The sequence below is a fragment of the Paenibacillus sp. EKM212P genome, from assembly GCF_011066115.1.
GTDB classification, from domain to species: domain Bacteria; phylum Bacillota; class Bacilli; order Paenibacillales; family Paenibacillaceae; genus Paenibacillus; species Paenibacillus polymyxa_B.
The window spans coordinates 51719-74181 of sequence record NZ_JAAMNR010000006.1 but is presented as its reverse complement, the minus strand read 5'-3'; the positions used below and the strand labels follow the sequence as shown (position 1 = coordinate 74181).

Genomic DNA, 22463 nt, shown 5'->3' with positions numbered 1-22463 from the left:
CTATCATATTTTTGGGCGTACTGCCCGATTCTCCCATTGTTTCGCAGTATAAGTAAAGGCGTTTGACAGCGACCGACATACCATTTCCAAGCCCTGCTGCAAATCTTCCAAATGGTGATCGAGGTCCTCCAGTTGGATTTTTCCATACAAAGCTCGGTGTCGTTGCCAGAGATCATCCTGCATTTCCGTATTCATATAGTGTATCTCCGTATTCCGACGCTTACGCAGCCGATTGATGGCATCGTTGTAAGTATCCTTGATATCAATTAAATTATCGGTCAATACAGGATGCATTTTGAGATACTTGAGCTGCCGCAACACGGTAAAATATGAATAGTGCGCCTTATACTGCCCTGTTTTTAAATCATACAGATCATTTAGCCAGTTACCCAGCTTATCCAAAATAGAGAAAACCCGAACAAACCCATCTTTATAAAAGAAAACATATAACGCATAATCGGATTTTTCATCCTCACTCATATCTTCAGCATATCCGGCTTTCACTTTCATACGGAAAAAGGCGGAAGCATGATGGCTCTGCTCCAGTTCATCCAGAGATGACATTAGACCGCGTGTTAAAATATCCGCCTTCCGAAAATCGTGGGTCGGATCTCCACCAGCCTGAATTTGCCGCTCCAGCAGGTTCAACATAGCTGACATGCTATTCATGGCATCTAGCAGGATGCCTTTGTTCACACGTGGTGGCTCACCCAGTAGCTTGCGTATCATGCTTACGCCTCCTTATAAATGTAAAATCCGGCTGTAGGTTTAATTAGGGCGTCAAGCGAAATAACTTGTCCATCGTTGATCTACAAGCTTAACAATATCCTCACGCGGTAACACCTCATCTGGATACCCTGGCTTCATACGCGCATCCACTACAATCGGCAGCTTATAGTTCAGATGATGCAAACGCACTTCGCTGTCCGCGTACATATCCGTAGCCGGGTTAAAGCGTGTGAATACCGTCCACAGGAACGAGGCTTGAGAGCGAACGACTTCTTTGGCATCGTCTACAATGAAGACGAGCGGCCACTCTTGCTCACCCGCTGCTAATCGCTCCAAAACACGTGCCGCCAGCTCAGGCTCCTGCTCAAAGGACGCACCCGATACGACAAGGCAACCTCCGCAATAGGGCTCAATTTCACGAATTCCCGGCAGATCGCCTCCCTCATAAGCACGAGGCAATTCACGCACAGGCTCACCTATCCCCATCAGAATCGCCTTACTGCCATGATTCAGCTTGCGGCCTGTGTAATCGAGTGTATCGTGTGACGTGTGATTGAAAATAAATAAATCCCTTGCTGGATTAAATCGCTCCAGAATGGTTTCTAGCAGCAGGTTAAAGTCAGATAAATCAATGACTCGATCTGTCAGCATCAGGAACTTGGTCAATGACAATTGACCTTGACCCAAAATGGTAAAACCGGATACAAGCGCTTCACGGGAGTAGCTTTCACGTACGACTGCCGCTGCCAGCGCATGTACGCCCGTTTCCGCATACGCCCACAGGGACTTGACGGAAGGCATCACAAGCGGATAGGCAGGCGACAGCAGACGTTGCAAAAACTCACCGAGATAGTAGTCTTCTTGCCGAGGCTTACCTACAATGGTTGCCGGATAAATGGCATCCTTGCGGTGATGCATATGTTTGACATGAAATACAGGAAAATCATGCTGTAATGAATAATATCCAAAATGATCGCCAAACGGGCCTTCCGGACGGCGTTCATGAGGCGGCACATAACCGCTGATTGCAAATTCTGCTTCTGCTGGAATCCGGTGACCCCCAAGCGGATCTTCTGTCATGGGCAGCTTGCCTCCCATAATAAGCGAAGCCAGCAACAGCTCAGGCAAGTTTTCCGGTGCTGGAGCAATGGCAGACGCAATCAGAGCAGGCGGGCCACCAATGATAATCGTCGTAGGCAATGGCTCATTACGCAGCTCCGCTTCATGATAATGGAAACCGCCGCCTTTATGAATTTGCCAGTGAATGCCCGTTGTCTGATCATCATAAATCTGAATGCGGTACATCCCCAGATTATGATCCTTAGACTGACCTGGCTTCTCGGTATACACAAGTGGAAGCGTAATAAACGGCCCCCCGTCCTCATGCCAACTGGTCACTTTAGGCAGTGGTGCCAGCGGAGCCTCTGTACGGCGAACTCCCAATACAGGGGCCTCGCTATGAGATACTGTTTTTAGCCCTACTTTTAGCATGTCCTTAATCAGGCCACGTTCATTCCACAATGCTTTGGGTGTAGGTGGAAACAATGTTTTGGTGGCTCCGACAATCGCATCCATCAGTTGCTCTGGTCGCGGGCCAAAAGCCATATCCACACGGCGATTTGTGCCAAACAGATTACTGGCTACAGGAAACGGGGTTCCTTTTACATTCGTGAACAGCAGTGCCGGCCCTTCTTCCTCAATGACTCTTCGATGAATCTCAGCCAGCTCCAAGTAAGGATCGACAGGTGCCTCTATAATTTTAAGATGATTTTCTTTACGCAACGCTTCAATAAATTGGCGCAAATTCTGGTAGATCAACTGGACGACTCCTCCTAAGCAAATCAAGCCCTCGAGAAACTCGTGGGCCTGGTTTGTTTCTTATATGCTATTATACGTGTTTAAACGCCTCTTGGGCAAAAATCCGCTTCACTATGATCTATGAAATGCTTAGGTACGTTGTGCTTGGGTCGGAACAAGCTTGCGATCCGGTGACAATTGCCATACACGATAGCTCAGATAAGCCAAAATGGAGAACAACGATGCAATCACCAGCATATGTCCCAGCACGATAAACATGTAGATTTCAGGTCTATTGACGTACAACAAGATAATTCCAATCACCACTTGAAGCAAAATTAACAAGACCGATACGACACCCAATATACGAATATCTCGGTGATTCGGGTGATAACGGTATGAGTAGTGACCCACAGCCAAGATAATGACGAACAGCAGACCGGCTGAAATCTGATGAAGCAGCAGTGGAGATATGAAGCCCCCAATATTTACAACCTTCTGGATGACCGAGTGACTAAGCAACGCCCCTGAATAGACAGCAATATAGGTATAGATCGTCGATAGCCATATAAAGTTGCGATAGCCCCGACTGACACGCCCAGGAATCAGACGCGGAGTGTGGCGTGAGTCCGCGTGCTCCTGCCAGGCCCCCAGCGTCATCATAGTTGCACTGGCAAAGGCGATAAGCGCAAAGCCAAAATGCAGTCCCATGACAGCAGCCGATTGGGAGAAAATTACAGCCAACGCCCCCATGGCACCTTGTATGATGACAAACAAGAGCGTGAGCAGCGAGAATAGCTGTAAATCCTTCCGATGCTTCATAAACAGCAAAAAGCCAACAAATGAGGCGATAGAAAGAATCCCGGCCATGGCACTGACGGAGCGATGAGAGAACTCAATAAGGGATGCGATCGTATGTGCCGGAACCAGCTTACCATTGCACAGCGGGAATTCCCGGCCACAGCCGAGACCCGAATCCGTCCGTGTCACGACACCTCCACCGAAGGTAGCCAAAAACATGACAATACATGTTACGAGTGCCAGCCATTTTAATATTCTAATTTTGTTATTCAAATTCACCCGTATCCTTCCAAATATAATATTTATTCACTTTATATGTTGTGAAATGATCACTTATAGTAATTATAACTGATATATCGTTCCTTGACATACGAGCTTTGTTGACAAAATGTGAACGTGTCCGTGAGAAAGCCGCCCCCTTAGAAGGAAGCGGCTTTCTGAATGTCTTGATGTTTAAAATTCACTTTGTAACCTTCATGCATGTACAGCATTCATTATTTTGCCAAGCTCGCATGGACTTCAACAGCCCGATCCAAAAATTGCTCAATCTCCTCGCGGGATTTGCGCAGTCTGTTCACCAGACGTACCAGTTCTCTGCCTTCACTGTAAGCGATAAAGCTAGGAATACCCAATACATTCTGCTCTTGACTGACGCTTTCGGCCTGTTCTACATCAATCTCAATTAATGTAAGCTTATCTGCATATTGTTGTTCCACATCAGGCATGAACGGATCAATGAAATGACAATCCCCACACCAGTCCGCCTTAAATACAGCCACCGTTACGCCGGAAGTAGATATTGCCTTATTAAAGTCTTCATGAGAGACGATTTTTTGCATGGATGATTCCTCCTTAAATTCTTTATATGCTGAAAAGATTGCACTTTCTATTGTAACGCCAAGTGAAGCTTTTGCACACTCCCCCATTCTGCTTCACATGCCGATTGGAAGCCCTCTCATTGAGGCATACTAAAGATATACTTAAGAATCCACATAAGCGACGACATCCTAGCAGCATACCCAACATACTTGGCAGGATACGGGGATGCTTGCAATTGGAAAGGAGGTTATTTAATCATGTCTCTTACCGAATGGCTCCATACAGCATCTCGACAGCTTCAAGGAGGGCTAAAGCTACTGGGTTCCGTTCCCCGTGTTGCAGAGGAAGCTTGGGAGGGCAAACGGGCGGCTTGGACCGAATCCCGCAAATTACGCTACCCCTTGCGTGAACTAGCGTGGGATTATCATACAGCACAGGCCGCTATGAATGAAGCTGAAGCGTTAATGCTGGTGAACGGACCCGCTACGCGTCCCTCTTCTCTGAATATGCCCTTATGCGAAACAGACTGTGAGCTGCTGGAGCGGATCAAGAACGATACGGCAAAGGAAAATCGAAGTAACGTCACTCGGACTGCCGCATACCTTGAATGCTATCGTGGCTACCCGGAGTTACACTGGGCATTACTGGCCCACCTGGTTTCTCGTAATGGCGGCTATAATATGACCGATCTGAAAGGGGGACTGATTAGCAACCTGTTCGGCGAACAGGAAAAGGAATGGCTGTATCGGCTACTGGAGCGCTGTAACGCCCTTATTTTTCAGGACGCTTATCCGCAGTTGCAACTTTACATGCACAGCCGCCATTTGGGTCGGAGTTGCTTTCATTTGTTGCCTTATTTTCACGTTTCGCCATTCATGAAGCCCTTTTGGGAACGCTTCTGGGCTTGGCGGGATAGCTCTCTGTTGACTGTTGCGCTCATCATTAATGAACAAAACTATATTGAAGGACGTGTGGTAAAAGATCCGTATTTTCAGAAATTTGTGACACACAAGCCGGGCTTTTATTTGCATGACTGGCTCCAGCTTAATCAGGTTATATTTCCACTTGGGCTGAATGGTGGACTTGCTGGACTAGTGATGGAGCGTTTCGGCCATTTGGACGAGCGGATCGGCTTTGGCAAAAGTCTCTATGCTATGCTCTTCGGCCATCAGCAGGTGCTGGACCAGGTATCAGCATTCGCTAACAGTGTGCCGCATACGGGTTCACGCAGCGACTATTGGCCCGGACTGTTCACCCCGAATGAACAAAAAGCGCTGCACTCTCCAGATGAAAGTGCAACGCTTTTAGCACATGAATGGCTACCGCCAGGACAACGTCTGTACAGCCCGGAGCTGAACGCCGTCTGGTCCGATACAGCTTATGATCCAATCCCCCGGTATGACTGGTTTCAGGACGGCTCCACACTTGGGCATCTCAGCGAACCAAGGCGACCGCTGTTATTTGCCATGCGCCACGAGCATCGCCATGGCATCCAAAAAACAGCAATGGCCCACGTTGCCCATAACAGCTTGCAACCTTTCCACTGATAGACTGGAGGACTCTTTTAGCCTCGCTGTCCTGTGGACTCACGCTGTAGGCGCATTAACGGACGTAGTACCTTTTGCAACATACGTGGGTAATTGCCCAGCTCGTCCCTGCGCAATACGCGCAGTACAACCAGCAACAACAAGTAGCATACCAGTACAACTGCTCCGGCAATGCAGCACGCGATAAAGAAGGCTACACGCGCAGGCATCAGATGCACCAGCAGGATACTGGCTTCATTTACACCGTATCCGATAGCTCCCGAGACGATGACTGCGGTTAAGAAACCTGCCCAGCGACGGCCCATGATGGAAAAGGAGACGATCCCTTTAAGCACACGCAAATTCAGCAACGTGATCACGAGGAAACATAATCCGGTTGCGGCAATGATCCCGTAAATTCCAAGCCAACCAGCCAGCAGCCAGCTCGCTGCAAACTTAACGACGATACCAACCATGACATTAACCATTGAAATACGCGGCTTGCCCATACCGATCAGTATTGAATTAGAAGTCATCATCGTAATCTGGAATATCGTTCCGAGTGTCAGAACAGCGATGATACCACTGCCTCCAAGCGAGCTAAACAGTAAACCATTAATAGAATAGGCGGTTACACATAAAGCCAGCACAATTGGCATTCCAGTCAAAATAGAGATACGCAGGGCCAGCGTCATCTGATTTTGTAAATGCTGCTCATCCTTACGGGCAAATGCTGCTGAAATGATCGGAATAAGCGATTGGCTGAGCGCAATGGCCAAAATCGGCGGAATTCCCGCCACACTCTGTGCCCGAGAGCCTAGATAACCCAACTGAGTAGTTGCCTGATCCAATCCCACTTGACCAGACAGCAGTCTCACCACAATCGACGTATCAATAAAGTTGACCGCCGGAACCGTCAGAGACGACAATACAATGGGAATGGAAAGCTTGAAAATATCTTTGTAAATGCGCATCATCGGTAGCGCGGAGCTTTCCTCTTGGAATTGATCTTGACGATCCTGGCGATCCTGGCGACGCAATTTCACCGTGTAGTACAACATGACCGCCAGAGCGCCAAGACTTCCCATGACACCTCCAAAGGAGGCCCCGGCCGCAACCTCGCGATCTCCATAACCTAGCTTCAAAATAATAAAAGCGAGTACAATAGCGGTCGCTACCCGTGCAACCTGCTCCACAATTTGTGAAATACCGCCTGCGGTCATATTACCGCGCCCTTGGAAGTATCCACGCATCATGGCAATGGCAGGGAACAGCAGTAATGCTGGTGCCAAAGCCTGAATGGCCAAAGCAGATTGCGGAACCCCTGCTACATGCTCGGCAAAATAAGGCGCTCCAAAATACAGCAGCGCTGTAATGATAATGCCTGCCGCAGCCGCGAATATCAAAGCCGCACGATACACACGTCGCGCTTCCGAAGGCCGATCCAGTGCATAACGTTCTGAAACCATTTTGCTCAACGTGCTTGGAATGCCAGCCGTAGCCACCGTGAGCAGCATCAAGTAAGCGTTGTTCGCAATGGTAAACGAGGCGTTCCCGACGGAACCGAGCAGATGCTCCAACGGAACACGCTGTACCAGACCAAGCACTCTGGCCACCAAGGCGGCAGCGGCTAAAATAAGCGTACCTTTAAGGAATGTTTCTTTATTGGACAAAATGCGTTCCCTTCTTTCTTGCTGTTCACACGCATGCAAAAGCCCCGCACAAACTGTCATGGCCTGAGCCATCACCGGTGCGGAGCCGCATGTCGATTCTGTCTCTGCAAATCATAATAAACGAAAACGAATCTCGAGTCATAACACCCAAATCAAGAATACAATAATCATGGCAAGCTGCAAAATCACTTTCATCACGGTGCTGGTAAAAAGGCCTAATACAGAGCCAAAGCCCACTTTAATAGCTCGGTCCAGCGGGGCTTTGCCAATTAGCTCACCCAGCACAGCGCCGATAAATGGCCCCAAAATCAGACCAAATGCCGGAATAACGAAGGGACCAATAATAATCCCGACAGTGCTGAGGATCGCCGACAGACGCGAGCCGCCAAATCGCTTGACTCCCCACGCATTCACAGCATAATCCGCAACAAAAAGGGCAACGACGATTAGTGTTTGTATAATCCAAAACAATGCATTGTATGGAGCAAACGAGAAAAACCAGCCGTATACAAAAAATGCAAAATAGATGGCGAGCGCCCCTGGCAATACGGGATATACCGCCCCGGCCATGCCCACAATGAATAGCACAATAACAACAATCCAGCCTACAACGTCCATGGGCCTCCTCCTTCTCGTCCATTCATCCTGCTAGCTGCATCATTCGTTGTATTACACAAGCACATAATCACGAATCACTTCTACAATGCCGTCGTCATTGTTCGAAGCCACGACCACATCAGCGGCTTCTTTAACCGTATCCTGAGCATTCCCCATGGCTACGCCCAGCCCAACCGCTTGAATCACAGCCAGGTCATTCAGACTGTCGCCAACGGCAACCACCTGCTCAAGAGTAATGCCAAGCAGGTCGCACACTTCAGCGATTCCACTGGCTTTGGATATACCAGCTGGGTTAATTTCCAGATTTGTCATCGAGGAATTGGAAATTTCAAGTCCCCCCATGTCCTGAAGCTTAAGTAAAATTTGGTGGCGAATTTCGTCATTTTCCGTATTATAACCGAATTTGAGCCATTCCTGTGTGTCCAATGTATCCGGCCAACGATCTCTGTTATATAATTCCTCCGTTGAGTAAGCCCAGAACCAAGAGCCTGTTTCTACGGCAATCTGGTGCATCTTACGAACGAGCTCCTTATCAAGTAAATAACGGCGCCACAACTCGTGGGGTGATTTCCACACCTCACTGCCGTTTACAGTTACCATTGGCGTCTCCAGGCCGAGTTGCTGACCGTAGGGCAGAGCATGCATCGCTGCACGTCCAGTGGACAAGCATACATGAATCCCTTCCTGAATCGCCTTGTTAATCCAGTTAATCGTTTCCAAGGAAATTTCATGATTATCGTTCAGTAAGGTTCCATCCATGTCGAGCGCAAGCAGTTTGTATTTATATTGATTTTCTCCCATAGTCTCTCTTCCTCCTGTATGTCCCTTATGTCCAACGACATTTTACCATGAAAAAGAGAAGCCCACAAAAAAATTCAAGTCCTCACTTTGCTGCCAGAGGCTTTTTAGGAGTACCATCTAGCCCATATACTTCGTCATACGCATCAAATATTTTACGCGCAACCGGTCCAGCGCTCGTCGCACCAAAGCCCCCTTCAGGAATGATGACCGCTACTGCCAGCTTCGGATTTTGACGGGGAGCAAAAGCGATGAACACCCCGTTATCTTTAACCGTACGTCCCACCACCTGCTCGGAAGTCCCCGTTTTACGGGCATAATCATAAGGGAATCCATTAAAGGCTTTAACATCTGTAGCCATACCTCGAATCACTGTATTCCAGTACGTATCTGAAAAAGCGACCTCATTCAGCACCTGCGGCTTAAACTCACGTACGAGATTCCCCTGATCATCTACAATTTTACTGACCAAATGAGGCTGCATACGCTTGCCCTTTGTTGCCAGCACAGTTGTATACTGGGCTAACTGCATTGCTGTATATTTTCCCTGCTGACCAAAGGATGCCTGTACCAAACGTGTCAGCGCACTTTCATGCTTGCTCATATATTCAAGTCTGCCTGCCCACTCGCCCGGCAAATCTACTTCAGTTGGTACGCCTAATCCAAATGCCTTCATATACTTGTCCCATACATCAATTCCCTGATGCACCCCTGCATTACTTCCGTATTTGGCATACAGCGGCTTGCCGATCATATCCACCATAAACGTATTCGACGAGACCTCAATTGCCCTGCTAGGTGTCAAAGAACCATACACATGTCCGCTAGAATTCCCAACCCGGCTGGAGCGATTTTTGCCGTAGTACGCACTTCCCGTATCCAGATAAGTTTGTCCGGGAGAAAACAGGTTTTCCTTCAGCCCGATCAGCACGGATAGCGGTTTAATGGTTGAACCCAGAAGCACCGAGGATTCTGGATGTGGACCCACTTTTCCGCTAGGCACGGATTTAATGGTTCCATTTCCCATTTTGTGCTGAATTTCGTCATATACCGAAGGTGAGGTACTTCCACTTTTCCATACATTAGAGTCATAATCCGGCATACTGGCCATTGCCACGATATTTCCGGTCTCTACCTCCATCGCTACAGCGAAGCCAGTGGTCGCGTCTTGATGAAGCTTCCCCGATACGGCATGAGTATGAAGCCAGCGAAGCTGATCCATAATGGCCTGTTCGGTTTTCTGCTGAATTTCTTTGTTGATGGTGGAATATAAATGATGTCCTTTTTCAGGAGGAGTAATGGATTCAATGCCCTCCGGCATGCTGCGAGGATTGACCTCTACCGTTTTATATCCGTTTTTTCCTCTCAGCTCGTCCTGGTACTGAAGCTCCAAGCCATCATATCCGACCGTTTCACTTTCCGAATACACCTGTGCCGGTTTTAAAACCTCCGAATTAGCTTCATAGAGCTCTTTATATTTGGGCCGGTTCGTTCGAGCTCCTTTGAACTTGTACATATATCCAATCGTTTGTACCGCCACCCGATCCGGGTCATAATGGCGTACACTTTCTTCTACAACCTCTACACCAGGGAACTCTGTCCGATGTTCCAGAAAATAAGCGATTTCCTCCCGACTCAAGTCGGATTTGACCAAACGTGGGGTAAATCCCCTATATAGATTATAATCCGGGTCCAGTTTCTTTTTTATTTCCTCTGCATTAAGCTGCTCTCCTTCGGTACGACCCAGTTCGTTTAATTTGGCAGCAAGCTTGGCAGCAAAATCATTAAGCTCAGGGAGCAGCTTTTCCCCTGGCTTGCGATCTTTCTCCGTACGTTTGCTATAATCCTTAGATAAAGTTACATACAAGGACTGTACTGAAGTCGAATACGCCAGCTTAACCGTACCTGTGGAGTCATAAATCGTGCCGCGACTCGGGGCTAACGGGACATTTTTTGTATTTACGGATTGCTGCTGGCCCTTCAGCTCCTCCGATTGTACAAACTGCAATACAGCTAGTCTGGTAATGATCAGGGCAAACAGCACAAAAGCACTAAAAAACAGTAGGTTGGTTCGTAAAACCGTCCGTTTTTTTCGTGACTCTTCATCCTCTTCATGATTTTTCTTTTTGAATGAAAACTTTTTATCCAAACTTCTTCTGTCCATATTAGCTGCATTACTCCTTCCAATAGGTTTCATATTCCCTGATCCTACCATATCTAAAACAATAAACGATGAATTCTAAGATGACAATTTTGTAAGAAAACGTAGAAAAAACATAAAAAAGCTTCCCTCAGCCCAAAGGCTAAGGGAAGCTTTCATGAAATGACATCGTATAAAAGGATTATGGCTGTTTGATTGCATTAGGATCGGTTGCTGTTTCATCCTTTTTCTTTGGAACACCGTCCAGACCGTACACTTCGTCGTAAGCATCAAAGATTTTGCGTGCCACAGGTCCGGCACTCCAAGCCCCGAAGCCCCCTTCAGGAATAACAACCGCTACTGCAAGTTTGGGATTCTGACGTGGTGCAAAGGCGATAAATACTCCATTATCTTTCAATTCTCTTCCTACACTTTGCTGCGATGTCCCCGTTTTGCGAGCAAAGTCGTAAGGGAAACCTTTAAATGCGCTAACATCTGTTGCCATCCCGCGTATGACTTCATTCCAGTAAGCATCCGGGAATTTCACTTCATTCAGCACCTTCGGCTTGATCGTTTGGACTATATTACCGTTAGTGTCTTTAATTTGACTGACCAAATGTGGCTCCATCCGTTTGCCCTTGGTAGCGATCATTGTTGTGTACTGGGCAAGTTGCATAGGTGTATATTTACCTTGTTGACCAAAGGATGCATATGCCAATTTGGAAAGCGCTGACTCTGATTTACTCGTGTACTCCCGCCAACCCCGGAACTCACCGGGCAAGTCTACTCCAGTAGAAACACCTAATCCAAATTCCTTCATATAACGGTCCCATACGTTCACACCTTGGTCTTCTGCTGCATTATTGCTGTATTTGTTATATAAGCGTTTGCCAACCATATCGACCATAAAGGCATTGGAGGAATGGCGAATAGCGGTTGCCGGGTCCATTGAACCGTACACATGACCAGATGAGTTGCGCACCCGTGAGGAGTTGTTACGTCCGAAATAAGCCGCTCCTGTATCTTGATAGTACGTATTTGTTGTAAACAGTCCTTCTTCCAATCCAATAAGAACGGACAGCGGTTTAATAGTTGATCCGAGAAGTACAGTAGAATCAGGGTGCTGTCCAGATTGGCCAGAGCCAACGTTCTTAATTGTGGCGTTTTGATACACATGTTCAATCTCTTTATATTTATCTGTGGAAATTGTACCCGTTTGCCAGTAATTCGCATCATAATCCGGCATGCTCGCCATGGCTACCACATTACCAGTATCCACTTCCATCGCGACAGCAAAGCCTGTTTTCGCATAAGGATGAGTCCTGCCAGATACAGCGTGTGAATGGAGCCATCTCAATTGATCCATAATGGCATTTTCAGTCTTAACCTGAATTTCTTTGTTGATCGTGGAATAGACATTATTTCCTTTTTGCGGAGGAGTAACAGAATCTACACCTTCCGGCATATTACGTGGATCTATCGGAACGGTTTTATAGCCATTTTTCCCTCGTAACTGTTCCTGATATTGGAATTCCAGTCCATCAAAGCCAACCGATTCGTTATCCATATAGATGAGACCCGGATCATTTTCAGCTGACATAGATTTTTGAATATTTCTATATTTATCCAACGTTTCACGCGCACTTTTATAGCTTTTAATGTAGCCAACCGTTTGAACAGCTACCGTATCTGGATCGTAATGACGTACCGTTTCCTCTACGACATCTACGCCCGGGAACTCACTCTTATGCTGCATAAAATAGGCAACTTCATCTTTATTAAGATTGGTTTTAATTAGACGCGGCGTAAAACCGCTAAATCTCTGATAGTTTCGGTCCATAGCGTCCATAATTTGCTCTGCCGTCATTTTCGGCTCATCTTTATTACCATATTGAGCAAACCGATTTGCCAGCTTTTGCGTCATATTTTCCAGCTCAGGCAACAGCTTTTTATCTGGATTACGCTTTTCTTCCAAGCTGTCACTATAATTCTTGGAGAGCGTGATATACAGCGATTGTACAGGTGTAGAATACGCCAGTCTGTTCTGCCCGGTTGCATCATAAATCGTTCCGCGAATCGGCGTAAGTGGTACGTTTTTGGTAACATTACTGGCCTCCTGCTGCTTGAGCTGAGGTCCATCTACAAATTGAAGTATCGCCAATCTTACAATAATGACTGTAAATATAATGAACGAGCTGAAAAAGAACAGATTGATCCGGAAGCTAAATCTTTTTCGGTCGGATGTCTCGTTGTCTTTTCCTTGCTCGTTGTCCATCTTTCTCATGTGCCCTTTTCCACTCCTTCTTAAATCACTTTATCCTTGATATGTGTTTGGGCAAAACCTGGCGGGTTAAACCAGTCTCCACTTTGTGCCCAGGTCGGGTCTAACGGTACCCACTGATCCTGCGCGCTCAAATACACTTCATTCCATGCATGGGAACCGTATCCTCCCTGTCCGTTATAACCAAGCCCTGTCACCACCTTGACCTGTAGTCCCTGCGACCGAGCCATCATCGCATACAGGCGGGCATAATCAATGCAGACTCCTTTACGTGTATCAAACGTATCTCTGGGGGTCTGTTCATGCCAGTCACCACGCTGCTCATAGGCTTCTACCTTACCGAAATCATAGCTAATACGGGTACCTACCCATTCATACAACGCTCTGGCCTTTTGCTCATCACCGCTCATCCCCTGTGTAATCTTGGCCGCAGCCTGACCGATATCGTTCGGAATTTCCCGGTCAATCATTTCGTATTTTCGCTGCAGGATACCGTTTAATTCCTTGGTAACGGCCTGCGTAAATACGGGCAATTTATCCTTAATCAGTGTACCGGATAACGGCTCAATGACCGATTGCGCTCCTTGCTTATAAATCGGTGAAGCTTGTACGTAGCTGCTAAACCCGCTGTCTGGGTACAGACTTACGCCGATGAATAGCAGGGCAATAACCATAATAGCGCGTGCTCCACCGATAAGAGTACCTATTCCAGCCCCTGCTACCCTGCTGAAAAAGCCTGATTTTTTTTCATGCTCATGGAAAGAAGAATCTGACTTGCCACCTACCATCAACACATAAATTGCACGTAGTACAAATTGGGCGATCGCATAACTGAGCATGAACAATACGGCGAACCGCAGCAGCGGAAAACCTTCTAACCCCGCTACCAACGTATAATAAAATTGTTCAATCCCGCTTAGTTCTCGTTGAGGCAAATGTTCCATATAAGCCGCCAACCACTGTTGTACTTTTGGTGAAAGCCACATGGCTAACCCGAGCGAGCACAAAATACCCGCCACAGTCAGTATGCCATCCACAATGAGACTGAACAGCGCCCCTACAGATCTCGAAGCTCCTCGTCTCCAGCCCTGAATCAACGACAGCAGTACAATGACAATCAAAAACACCGTCACGCCATTCCAATGAAGAATAGGCTCCAGCCAGGATGGTTTCATTGTGTTCCTCCTGTCTCTACGGCGACTGTGGCGACTGTGTTACAGCCGAGCCTTTCGCACCTTCGATATATTTCTTGACGGTATCGCCCATACTCCACTCGCCCAGCGACATCCCCTGAAACCATACCTTGACCTTGTCACCATCAAATGGACCTTTCACTTCCAGGTTGGAACTGGTTACCGAAAACGTACCATCCGCGTTGGATGTGTATTGGGCATCCCGTCCCTCTTTGATCATCATGTTCAAAGCCTCGCTCTGAACCTTGTTAATCGCATCATCCTTTGCCTGAGTAACGACCTTGCCGACCTGTTCAAAGGAAATGCCACTGTAGATAAGCAAGCCTGCAATTACGACAATGACAATCAGCCATTTTACGAGAGTTCTTACAATCTTTAATATGACTAACAGTAGGACAAGCCCAATTAATATATACAGCCAGTTATCCTGAACGATCTGCCAATTATGTTCCAAAAACTCTGTCCAGACGCCCTTATCCATTTCGCTACACTCCCGTTTTCAACTACATCATTCAAATCACAAAATTGTCTCTGTAATTATACATGATTACGTGATGCCCTGTCAGCTTAGCTCTTTTACATACCTTGTTATTCAATTCTTGTCCATACAAAGTGGTCTATGTTCGTCCACTCCAGCGTACAACTTAGGAAGGGCCAATACGTGGTGCAACATGAAAGTTTACATTAGGGAAGGGGGTCATCCCATGAAAACAGCCCTCTGGCTGTATCTCTTTTTATTCATTGCTTTTTTCGATCTGCATGCACAGTATCCTATTTTGACACCATTCGCTATCTCCCTGGGTGCAGCACCTACTTTTATTGGCTGGATGATGGGGATTTACTCTCTAACTCATCTGCCTGGTAATTTGATGGCTGGCCCCAAGGTCGACAAACACGGTAGCCGCCGATATATTATGTTCAGCCTCACAGCCGCAGGCATCATCCTTATCATTCAATCGTACATCCACACACCGTGGGAATTACTTTTTCTTCGTGCGATTAGCGGTTTTGTGTTGGCCTTTTTATCTCCGGCCTGTCTAGCCATGTTGGCACAGCTGTCCGATCATCCAGTTACGCAAGGCAAATATATGTCGGGACATGGTGTCGTTCACACGCTCGCCTCTGTCCTGTCTCCAGCCGCCGGCGCATTTATCGTAGCCAGTTTCGGCTTTAGTGAGACGTTTAGTTCCCTTGGCATCATTCTCGTAGTCACGGGACTTATGGCTTATTTCACCTTGCCTAAAACAGCACCTGCTCCACAGGCCCAATTATCTGATGGTCATGCGACACCTGCTCCGCTATCCGGGGCACAGAAGACGCGCTTACCATTCAATTGGCGTTACCTGCTCCTGCCTTTTGTTTTGGCGTGTGCACAAGGCATTTTATTTTACGAAATTCCATTACGGAATAACGGTTCTGCGTCCATGATGTCCACCGGATTGCTCTTTTCTATCATCAGTTTGGGAGCACTTTGTACGCTCAGCCTGCTGTTTCTGAACAAATATTCACCAATGGCGCGACTACTTTGTGGCATTATTTTGATGTCTCTAAGTTTTTACGCACTCGCCACCACGCCTGAAGCGGCGATTGGTATCATACTTTTTATTTTGGGAACAGCCAAAGGCATCATTTTCCCAGCGTTGGCTTCCCTTTTCATACGAATTGGAGGTGCGCGACTGGGCAAAACCTTTGCACTACAGTCTATTGCAACATCTATCGGCTCCTTTGCCGGACCTGTACTGGCAGGTCAGCTACCCGATCACATTTCTCCTTTTTTCATCGCATTTCTAATTCTGATAGCTGGCCTGCTATTCGTTCCTATTAAGCGATTATCTCCGACGCCGCCACTGTCTGCCTCAGGACCTTATCATTCCTAGCTAGTCTGAGGGCAGTGGTATGCTAATATGCTACCTTTAAAGCCCAAAATGTCGTTTCAGAGGGCAAATGCACAGTACACTATACCCCTATCCACATAGACTATTTTGACTGAACATTCACTAACAAAGGGAGGTGCAGCCTGTGAGCCACTGTCATCCTGTAAGCCCTTGCCCTGTTTTTGGAACTTCAACTGGCACCATTCTTGTTCTTTATATTCTGCTCGTCATCATTCTCCGTACTTGCTGGTTTTAATGTCTGAATTGCCCTAACATGTTGCCCCTTGTACCCATGCCTGCCACTTCTGGCAGGCTGTTTTGTTATTTTTTGCATGAGAACCCTATTTGGAGCTACACTATACACATATTCTTCATTTCCCGGGGAATTTCGAGCATATGTATCAGACAAGGGGTGAGCTTAAATGGCGATAACCGTGATTGTTGAAGGGAAAAATGACCGCAGCAAACTTCGCCGATTACTTGACCCGGAGGTTCACATTTTATGCACCTTCGGTACACTCAACTCTATAAAACTGGAATCCCTCCACAAGCGGGCCAAGCACGACGAAATATATTTATTTATGGACAATGACAGCTCAGGGAAGAAAATAAGGGGTGTGCTTGCAGACTCTTTTCCGGATGCCTGCCATATGTATACCCGCAAAGGATACGCTGGCGTAGAAGGCACTCCAGACGAATATCTGATCGCTCAATTGGAAAAAGCAGGGTTGGAAGAATACATTATATACCCGCCACCTGTTCTTTAGTCTTGAAAATAACAAAAAAGCTGTCCTCAGGCTGCTTTCATGCCTGTTGGACAGCTATATGGTGCACTATAAAATGCCTCTAAATGACATTAGAACTTATGAACCGTATCGACGATCATCAGCAAGAAGCTGAGTGTCAGATGGTTAATGGAAAAGAAAAATACTTTTTTGGCCCAGGAATCTGTTTCTTCTTCCTTAATCGTAAAACCTTTAAAGGCATAGAATGCCCACAGCACGGACAGTAACACGGACACGATCATAAAAATCATACCGGCATATCCATAAGCATACATAAGGATGGGTACCGGAATTAGCAATACAATATAAGGAATCATCTGGATCTTGGTCCGATGAATACCTTTTACGACTGGCAACAACGGAAATCCTGCTGCGCGATATTCCTCAACTCTGCGAATAGCAAGTGCCCAAAAGTGAGGCGGCTGCCATAAGAACAGGAGAGCGAATAAGAGCCAAGCGCCCATATCAATACGACCCGAAGCGGCCACATAACCAATCACAGGAGGCATTGCACCAGAAATACCGCCGATGGATGTGCTCCATGTAGACGAACGTTTTAACCAAAGTGTATAAATACCGACGTAGACGAACATACCAAGTAATCCCAGTAATCCTGCCTTTACACCAGAGAAGAAGAATAGAACAGCTAACCCGACAACACCCAAAATAATAGCGTATGACAACACCGTTGTAGGGGTCAGACGCCCTGTTGGCAGTGAGCGATTACGTGTACGCTCCATTTTCAAATCCAGCTCACGGTCAAAATAGTTGTTAAAAACACAAGAAGACGCCATAACTAGCATTGTACCTAAAAGTGTAAGAATTAGCTTTATATAGTCAACGTCCCATTGCGATGCTAACCAAAAACCACCAAAGGCTGCAACCAGATTGGTACGAAGGATGCCTGGCTTGGTAACTGTAATAAAATCTTTCCAAGTGCCCGCTTTACCGGGTGGTTTAGATTTTACAGAATAGGTAGCCGCATCCGAAGAAGTCTTATAACTTATATTATCCATTGTGAGTAACTCCCCCTTAGAGATGTATGAATTCGGGAGTAAGTTGAACTCCGATATAAATTTTATCATATACCTACCCCAAAAAGTTTGACAGAAAACGCACAAAACGTTCACAATTCCGATGGCAAATCGCCCCTGCTGATCGTTTACAGTAAATTTGGGTAGTAATAAGTACAGGAAACAATACAAAAGGAGCGACAGATATGGATACAGCCACACACTTTGTCATGGGAATCGGATTGGCCGGGCTGGCCTACACTGATCCTGTTGTCGCCGGAGATCCAAAGTTGGCCGCAGTCGTACTGCTCGCTACAGTCGTAGGGTCACAAGCTCCGGATTTTGACACTTTGCTTCGGTTGAAAAATAATGCAGCCTACATTCGCAATCACCGTGGACTGTCGCACTCAATTCCGTTCTGGTTGATATGGATCTTGTCCATAACAGGACTGATTTGCCTGATCTTCAGAGATGTGCCCCCAGGTCATGTAGCATTATGGGTAACGATTGCTGTCTGCCTGCATGTATTCACAGATTTATTTAATACGTACGGAACACAGGCATTCCGGCCGTTTACAAACAAGTGGATATCTTGGAATATCATCCATATTTTCGATCCCTTTATTTTTGGCACCCATGTTGCTGCGATTATGCTGTGGATTACCGGATTGATTCCACCTGCTCCCTTATTTATTACGCTGTACGTTATTATTGGCCTATATTACATTTGGCGAACCTGGAGTCATTTTCTAACCAGAAAAGCGGTACGTAATATGGACAATGAGCGTCAGGAGGGCGACATCTATTATATCATTCCCACCGTATCATGGAACCGGTGGCATGTGGTAAAAGCTCATCAGAATGGAAGTTATGACATTGGCGGATTAAATGGCAAACACTTATTTTGGACGAAACATGCGATTCCATCCACACATCCAGCCGTAGAAGCATCCAAATCCTATCGCGATGTGCAGGCATTTCGCTATTTTTCCTCCTTTGCCGTTGCCGAGGTAGAAGAACTGGAATGGGGCTATATTGTGCGATGGGGAGACGTCAGGTATCGACACCGGAGACAATATCCATTCGTGGCTGTGGTCGCGATGGATAAGCAGTTCGGACTGATCAACAGCTATATTGGATGGCTCAGTGACGAAAAGATGCAAAAACGCCTTTCCCTGCATACGAATTAAAATCCGCTTACAAGCTAACAACAAGCCGTATGAACAAGAGACAGCAAGTTCCCCCTTAATCTGGGAGCTTGCTGTTTTTTTGGCCATTCGCGCAAAAAACCACATCTCATGAAAGCGCCCTCTTGACGAAGCGGACTTGCGTGATTCACAATGGTGATAAGCCATGCGTAAAAAAAATCCGGAGCATGATCGCTCCGGATTTTCTTCATCACAGTTGCTCATAATACAACTTCCAAGATGGAGTGTTTATGTGTATTACTGCAAACGGCTGCTGCCCGACAAGGATTGTTCTGCTTGTTGGACCAGCTTTTTCGTAATATATCCCCCAAGAGAACCTGTTTCGCGGGAAACAACATTACCGAAGTAACCGTCCTGAGGGATGGTGATGCCAAGTTCTTGAGCTGCCTCATATTTTAATTGTTGTAAAGCGGCGTTGGCCTGCGGTACTTGCAGGTTGTTTGAACGACGTCTGCTCATATTTGAATCTCCTTTCAGTTCTTTGTGAGTGAGGTTCATTGCAAGCTTGCAAGATTATTATGGCTCGCTTACAACTACTTATTCCTGAAATTCAACATTCGAACACTGGAGGTTTTTACCAATGAGCAAAGGTTTATCCCTATGGTTCGCCGTTTCATCCATTGTCCTGCTGACGGCAGCCGCTATAGCCATCAGTTATTCCGCATGGCTTGCCATTCTACTGGGGCTATTATCTGTGGGCAATATCGGCTGGGGTTTTGTGGTCAAAGCCCGACAACGCCGCTCCTAAGCCAATTCTATAGAAGGCTTGATCCGTTTTGCTTGCAATATGGCTCTAGCGTAGACGTGGCAGAAAGCCCATGCGCTCTTTGACCGCAGACAGCGTGACTTCAGCAGCTTCTTGAGCACGCTCTGCGGATTGGGCCAAAATATGTCCAATTTTACCGGATTCCCGGATATCGCGATAGCGCTGCTGAATCGGTTCAAGCATAGCTACCACCGTCTCTGCCAGTTCTTTTTTAAATGTCCCGTACATTTGGCCTTCATAACGATCCTGCACTTCTTGGAGCGACAAACCGGAACATTGGCTGTAAATGCTCATTAGATTACTAATTTCAGGCTTATTGGCCGGATCATATCTAACCTCACTGCCAGAATCGGTCGTAGCACGGCTGATTTTTTTGCGTATAACTTTCGGATCGTCCAGCAGCGCAATAAAACTGCCTGCATTCGGATTACTCTTGCTCATTTTTTTGGATGCATCATCCAGGGACATAATTCTCGCCCCTACTTCAGGGATATAGGGCTCGGGAATTGTAAAATAATCTCCATAACGATGATTAAAGCGGCCCGCCAAATCCCGTGTCAGCTCCAGATGCTGTTTCTGATCGTCGCCTACCGGGACGAGATCCGCGTTGTAGAGCAAAATGTCAGCTGCCATCAACGATGGATATACGAACAGCCCTGCTCCTACAGAGTCCTTGCCTGCTGCTTTGTCCTTAAACTGAGTCATCCGTTCCAACTCGCCCATATTCGTCAGTGTTGTCATCAACCATCCCAACTCAGCGTGCTGAGGAACATGGGATTGTAAAAAGACATTGGATTTCTCCGGGTTAATACCTGCTGCGATAAATAATGCTGCTACCGCCTCCGACTGCTCACGTAATTGAGCCGGTTCCTGCGGTACGGTAATTGCATGAAGATCTGGAACCATAAAGTAACATTGGTGATCCTCTTGCAATTTGACAAAGTTTTTCATGGCACCAATGTAATTGCCCAAAGTAAGTTGTCCGCTAGGCTGAATACCTGAAAGTACAGTTTTCATATTCTTCCTCCTCAGTATTTCAAAATTAGAACGCAAAAAGGCCCCGCATCCTCAAGGGACGCGAGACCGTGGTACCACCCTTATTCATTGCCGTCAACCCCTTACTTGTCGGAGCTATGCTCCGTGGCTGCCTGCAATCTTAAAGCTCCGTTAACGGGGAGCAATCGGCCGTCATACTGAGGACAGTAAATTCCTGTTCTGTGCGGCACTCCAAGGTCCATTCAGCAGTGCAGGCTCACCGGTTCCCATCCACCACCGGCTTTCTGAAGAGCTTATGCGAAAGCTTACTTGTCCTCATCATCGCGTTATCCATGTCATTACTTTCTAAACTACATTAATGATAATTCCGCATAATGTTATTGTCAAATGACGATTGTGCCCTACGACCAAAAATCTGTTATCATAATGACACGAAGCTTCAACCGATTATAGTGGACAAAGGAGCATGGATATGAAACAAGTGACCAAAGAACACTGGAACGGTTACGACACGTATGTTTTACATAGTGGTGAACTGGAAGTTACGATGATCCCTCGCCTGGGGAATAATATTATTTCAGTGCGTGATCTGAAGCTCGACCGGGATATCGTACGTCGGCCCGGTGAGGAAGAATTGGCTTTCTATTTACAAAAGCCTTATCATTTTGGCTTGCCCATTTTGATTCCTCCAGGCCGAATTCGCAAGGGACAATTTGAGTTTGACGGTGTTCCTTATCAGTTCGACCGAAATACAGCCAATGACAATCATATACACGGTCTGCATCGTAATCAGTCCTGGCGCTGCAGTGATATTGAAGAGGATGAAGAAGGTTGCAGTGTTACTACCGAGCTTTTAACAGAAAGTGATCCGCACTGGATGGAACAATTCCCCATTCCTTTACGTTTGGAGATGACGTATCGCTTGCAGGGTGCTGTATTAAGTCAAACGCTGCGCGTAACGAATTTGGGCGAAAAAGCAGCCCCATTTGGCTTGGGATATCACACTTGGTTTATGGTGGACGGAGAACCTGCGCGCTGGCGTCTAAAGCTACCTGTGAACGGCGTATATGAGCAGGATGCTGAACAGCTACCTACAGGTATCATTACTTCGTTAGATGACTTGGAACAGCTCTCTTCGGGACTTTCTCTGAAAGGAACAAATCTAGACACTCTGCTGCGGGCAACGGAAGGCCCTGCTGAAGCTCTTTTGACTCGTAACGACGGTTATCAAATCCGCTACACAGCAGATGAGCAATACTATAAGTATTGGGTTTTATATACCAAAGGTGAATGCGACCAGTATCTTTGCATTGAGCCTTATACATGTCTGCCTGATGCGCCCAATTCACCTGATCCTGTCGGGGAAGCCGGACTGATCCGTTTGGAGCCTCAGCAATCCATCGATCTCAAAACTCAGATTCATATCATATATCCGTAATTTTCCTC

General features: G+C 46.7%; 20 protein-coding genes and 1 pseudogene. 7 read left to right on the top strand and 14 right to left on the bottom strand.

Going from position 1 to position 22463, the window contains the following annotated elements; genetic code table 11:
* Positions 1 to 3: 3 nt before the first annotated feature.
* The 4 genes from G9G54_RS17950 to G9G54_RS17935 form a co-directional block, all read right to left on the bottom strand.
* Positions 4 to 729 carry a Cthe_2314 family HEPN domain-containing protein gene (locus G9G54_RS17950; RefSeq protein ID WP_076159662.1) on the bottom strand — a complete coding sequence of 242 codons (726 nt, stop codon included), beginning with the start codon at positions 727 to 729 and terminating at the stop codon, positions 4 to 6.
* Between the two features lie 51 nt (positions 730 to 780).
* Positions 781 to 2547, bottom strand: coding sequence for a UbiD family decarboxylase (locus G9G54_RS17945; RefSeq protein WP_165179077.1), 1767 nt, complete (start codon positions 2545 to 2547; stop codon positions 781 to 783).
* Between the two features lie 129 nt (positions 2548 to 2676).
* Positions 2677 to 3606: a COX15/CtaA family protein gene (locus G9G54_RS17940; protein WP_165179076.1), complete on the bottom strand. Its 930-nt coding sequence runs from the start codon at positions 3604 to 3606 to the stop codon at positions 2677 to 2679.
* A 215-nt stretch (positions 3607 to 3821) separates the two neighbouring features.
* Positions 3822 to 4166 (bottom strand): thioredoxin family protein, encoded by a 345-nt coding sequence (locus G9G54_RS17935; RefSeq protein ID WP_013311844.1) that lies wholly within the window; start codon positions 4164 to 4166, stop codon positions 3822 to 3824.
* Between the two features lie 237 nt (positions 4167 to 4403).
* Between G9G54_RS17935 and G9G54_RS17930 the strand changes: the two genes are divergently transcribed.
* Positions 4404 to 5693, top strand: coding sequence for a DUF2515 family protein (locus G9G54_RS17930; RefSeq protein WP_165179075.1), 1290 nt, complete (start codon positions 4404 to 4406; stop codon positions 5691 to 5693).
* A 17-nt stretch (positions 5694 to 5710) separates the two neighbouring features.
* On the opposite strand, the gene G9G54_RS17925 is transcribed toward G9G54_RS17930, so the two are convergent.
* The 7 genes from G9G54_RS17925 to G9G54_RS17895 all read right to left on the bottom strand — a co-directional run bounded on the left by G9G54_RS17925 (position 5711) and on the right by G9G54_RS17895 (position 14856).
* Positions 5711 to 7345: a putative polysaccharide biosynthesis protein gene (locus tag G9G54_RS17925; RefSeq protein WP_165179074.1), complete on the bottom strand. Its 1635-nt coding sequence runs from the start codon at positions 7343 to 7345 to the stop codon at positions 5711 to 5713.
* Between the two features lie 138 nt (positions 7346 to 7483).
* On the bottom strand, positions 7484 to 7963 hold the full coding sequence (locus G9G54_RS17920; protein WP_061829850.1) for a DUF456 domain-containing protein: 480 nt from the start codon (positions 7961 to 7963) through the stop codon (positions 7484 to 7486).
* A 51-nt stretch (positions 7964 to 8014) separates the two neighbouring features.
* A complete protein-coding gene (locus G9G54_RS17915) occupies positions 8015 to 8764 on the bottom strand; it encodes a Cof-type HAD-IIB family hydrolase (protein ID WP_061829851.1) in 750 nt (249 codons plus the stop codon).
* 82 nt (positions 8765 to 8846) lie between these two features.
* Positions 8847 to 10925: a peptidoglycan D,D-transpeptidase FtsI family protein gene (locus G9G54_RS17910; RefSeq protein ID WP_165179073.1), complete on the bottom strand. Its 2079-nt coding sequence runs from the start codon at positions 10923 to 10925 to the stop codon at positions 8847 to 8849.
* 178 nt (positions 10926 to 11103) lie between these two features.
* Entirely contained in the window at positions 11104 to 13185 is a 2082-nt protein-coding gene (locus tag G9G54_RS17905) for a peptidoglycan D,D-transpeptidase FtsI family protein (protein ID WP_165179072.1), read from the bottom strand.
* A gap of 20 nt (positions 13186 to 13205) precedes the next feature.
* Positions 13206 to 14357 carry a transglutaminase domain-containing protein gene (locus tag G9G54_RS17900; protein ID WP_028541422.1) on the bottom strand — a complete coding sequence of 384 codons (1152 nt, stop codon included), beginning with the start codon at positions 14355 to 14357 and terminating at the stop codon, positions 13206 to 13208.
* A 16-nt stretch (positions 14358 to 14373) separates the two neighbouring features.
* A complete protein-coding gene (locus G9G54_RS17895; RefSeq protein WP_061829855.1) occupies positions 14374 to 14856 on the bottom strand; it encodes a hypothetical protein in 483 nt (160 codons plus the stop codon).
* A 223-nt stretch (positions 14857 to 15079) separates the two neighbouring features.
* On the opposite strand from G9G54_RS17895, the gene G9G54_RS17890 reads away from it, so the two are divergent.
* The 3 genes and pseudogenes from G9G54_RS17890 (at position 15080) to G9G54_RS17885 (ending at position 17016) form a co-directional block, all read left to right on the top strand.
* Positions 15080 to 16252, top strand: coding sequence for an MFS transporter (locus G9G54_RS17890; RefSeq protein ID WP_165179071.1), 1173 nt, complete (start codon positions 15080 to 15082; stop codon positions 16250 to 16252).
* 184 nt (positions 16253 to 16436) lie between these two features.
* A pseudogene (locus tag G9G54_RS25785) lies at positions 16437 to 16505 on the top strand (YjcZ family sporulation protein); the annotation flags it as partial.
* A 166-nt stretch (positions 16506 to 16671) separates the two neighbouring features.
* On the top strand, positions 16672 to 17016 hold the full coding sequence (locus tag G9G54_RS17885; protein ID WP_165179070.1) for a toprim domain-containing protein: 345 nt from the start codon (positions 16672 to 16674) through the stop codon (positions 17014 to 17016).
* A gap of 89 nt (positions 17017 to 17105) precedes the next feature.
* Here the strand turns inward: G9G54_RS17885 and cyoE are convergent, their stop codons facing one another.
* The gene (cyoE, locus tag G9G54_RS17880; protein ID WP_013311855.1) at positions 17106 to 18050 is read right to left on the bottom strand and encodes a heme o synthase; all 945 of its coding nucleotides are present in this window, start codon (positions 18048 to 18050) and stop codon (positions 17106 to 17108) included.
* Between the two features lie 203 nt (positions 18051 to 18253).
* Here cyoE and G9G54_RS17875 point away from each other — a divergent pair, with 203 nt between their 5' ends.
* A complete protein-coding gene (locus G9G54_RS17875; protein WP_165179069.1) occupies positions 18254 to 19237 on the top strand; it encodes a metal-dependent hydrolase in 984 nt (327 codons plus the stop codon).
* Between the two features lie 255 nt (positions 19238 to 19492).
* Here the strand turns inward: G9G54_RS17875 and G9G54_RS17870 are convergent, their stop codons facing one another.
* A complete protein-coding gene (locus G9G54_RS17870) occupies positions 19493 to 19714 on the bottom strand; it encodes an alpha/beta-type small acid-soluble spore protein (protein WP_013311857.1) in 222 nt (73 codons plus the stop codon).
* A gap of 121 nt (positions 19715 to 19835) precedes the next feature.
* On the opposite strand from G9G54_RS17870, the gene G9G54_RS17865 reads away from it, so the two are divergent.
* Positions 19836 to 20003, top strand: a complete 168-nt coding sequence (locus G9G54_RS17865; RefSeq protein WP_165179068.1) for a hypothetical protein — start codon at positions 19836 to 19838, stop codon at positions 20001 to 20003.
* Between the two features lie 45 nt (positions 20004 to 20048).
* Here the strand turns inward: G9G54_RS17865 and trpS are convergent, their stop codons facing one another.
* Entirely contained in the window at positions 20049 to 21038 is a 990-nt protein-coding gene (trpS, locus tag G9G54_RS17860) for a tryptophan--tRNA ligase (RefSeq protein WP_165179067.1), read from the bottom strand.
* 451 nt (positions 21039 to 21489) lie between these two features.
* Here trpS and G9G54_RS17855 point away from each other — a divergent pair, with 451 nt between their 5' ends.
* Positions 21490 to 22455 (top strand): aldose 1-epimerase, encoded by a 966-nt coding sequence (locus G9G54_RS17855; protein WP_165179066.1) that lies wholly within the window; start codon positions 21490 to 21492, stop codon positions 22453 to 22455.
* Positions 22456 to 22463 lie beyond the last annotated feature (8 nt).